Origin of the sequence: Geodermatophilus chilensis (assembly GCF_002802985.1) — a bacterium.
Lineage (GTDB): Bacteria > Actinomycetota > Actinomycetes > Mycobacteriales > Geodermatophilaceae > Geodermatophilus > Geodermatophilus chilensis.
In genome coordinates, this window is sequence record NZ_NVPT01000334.1 from 1 (window position 1) to 1,621 (window position 1,621).

Annotated in this window: 2 protein-coding genes; both read left to right on the forward strand. The window is 76.0% G+C overall.

All coding sequences use genetic code 11. The features are described 5' to 3' along the window. Nucleotides 1-145: 145 nt before the first annotated feature. Entirely contained in the window at nucleotides 146-1,006 is an 861-nt protein-coding gene (locus CNO22_RS26955; protein WP_100502288.1) for a putative protein N(5)-glutamine methyltransferase, read from the forward strand. A gap of 62 nt (nucleotides 1,007-1,068) precedes the next feature. Beyond that, nucleotides 1,069-1,599, forward strand: a complete 531-nt coding sequence (locus tag CNO22_RS26960) for a universal stress protein (RefSeq protein ID WP_157937162.1) — start codon at nucleotides 1,069-1,071, stop codon at nucleotides 1,597-1,599. Nucleotides 1,600-1,621 lie beyond the last annotated feature (22 nt).

Consider the following 1,621-nt stretch of genomic DNA (forward strand, 5'->3'; position numbering starts at 1 on the left):
TCTGCTCGGTGTATCAGTAGTGGGAGAGAGAAAGTTCTGTGAGAGTGGTATGTATGCCGTGTCAGAGGCGTCAGTAGGTTTGTATGTATGTGGTGATCACGGACGGCACACGAACGAACGCACGGCAGGGGGCGGTGGGAGAGACATGGGGGCGCACCCGGCGTCCCTGGTCGCGCGACTGCGCGCGGCGGGCTGCGTGTTCGCCGAGGAAGAGGCCGCCGCACTGGTGGCCGCGGCGCGCGGCCCCGCGGACCTCGCGGCGATGGTGGACCGTCGGGTGGCCGGCGAGCCGCTGGAGACGGTTCTCGGCTGGGCGGGGTTCTGCGGTCTGCGCGTCGCGGTCGAGCCCGGCGTCTTCGTGCCGCGGCAGCGGACCGCGCTGCTGGTCGAGCAGGCGGTGGCGCTGCTGCGCGCCGCTCCCGGCACCCCGGTGGTCGTCGACCTGTGCTGCGGCTCCGGCGCGGTGGGGCTCGCCGTGGCCACCGCCCTCGGCCCGGTCGAGCTGCACGCGGCCGACGTCGACCCGGTCGCCGTCCGCTGCGCCCGGCGCAACCTCGACCCGGTCGGCGGCCGGGTGCACCGGGGGGACCTCTACGCCGCGCTGCCGGCCGGACTGCGCGGCCGGGTCGCCCTGCTGGCGGTGAACGCCCCCTACGTGCCCAGCGCGGCGGTGGCGCTGATGCCACCCGAGGCGCGCGACGCCGAACCGCGCACCGCACTGGACGGCGGTCCCGACGGCACCGACCTGCAACGCCGGGTCGCCGCGGAGGCGCGCACCTGGCTGGCGCCGGGCGGGACGCTGCTGGTCGAGACGAGTGCCCGCCAGGCGCCGCTCACCGCCGCCGCGGTCCGGGCCGGGGGGATGCGCGCGGCCGTGGTCCGCGACGACGAGCGGGACGCGACCGTCGTGCTCGGGACGTCGACGCGCGTAGGCCGCGTATCCGGATCGTCACCGTCCGCTGCGACACACGCGGTCACCCATCGGGACGGATCGGTCACGCGATGACCTCGACCGACGCGGGCCCTTGGTCCCTGCCGCCCCGCAACGGGGGGATACACGATCGCGGCATGGACGACACGCACCGGTTCACGGACGAACCGGACCAGGATCTGCCGGGCACCCCTGCGGACCCTGCCGTGGACCACCAGCGTGGCGACCGCGGCGTGGAGCCCATGCGACTGACCCCGCTGCTGCCGCGCCGACAGAGCCCCTGGCTGCTCGTCGACGTCGACGGCTCGCCGGCCGCGCACGGCGCCCTGGTGTGGGCGCTGCGCGAGGCCGCCCGCCGGGAGGCGACCGTGGTCGCCGTCTGGGTGGTCGACGACGAGGGTGACGACGCGCTGCCCGGCGTGTCCCGCCCGGGACGGCGCGCGGGCGCCGTCGCGCTGGAGCGGCTCGAGGCCCAGGTGCTGCGGGCGATCGCCGAGACCGGCGTCTCCGGCCGCGTCCGCACCGCCGTCCTCGAGCGGCCGGTGTTCGAGGCGCTCACCAGCGCCACCCGCGGCGCCGACCTCGTGGTGGTCAGCGGCCGGGGCAAGACCCTGCTGCGCCCCGCCGTCCCCCGGCAGCCGGCCCGCCGCCTCGCCCGCGGCGCGTGACGGCTGTCCCTTATACTCATCT

Bases quoted from the DNA above. Each gene is read 5' to 3' on its own strand.
- CNO22_RS26955 (WP_100502288.1), top strand. From the start codon at position 146: ATGGGGGCGCACCCGGCGTCCCTGGTCGCGCGACTGCGCGCGGCGGGC.
- CNO22_RS26960 (WP_157937162.1), top strand. From the start codon at position 1,069: ATGGACGACACGCACCGGTTCACGGACGAACCGGACCAGGATCTGCCG.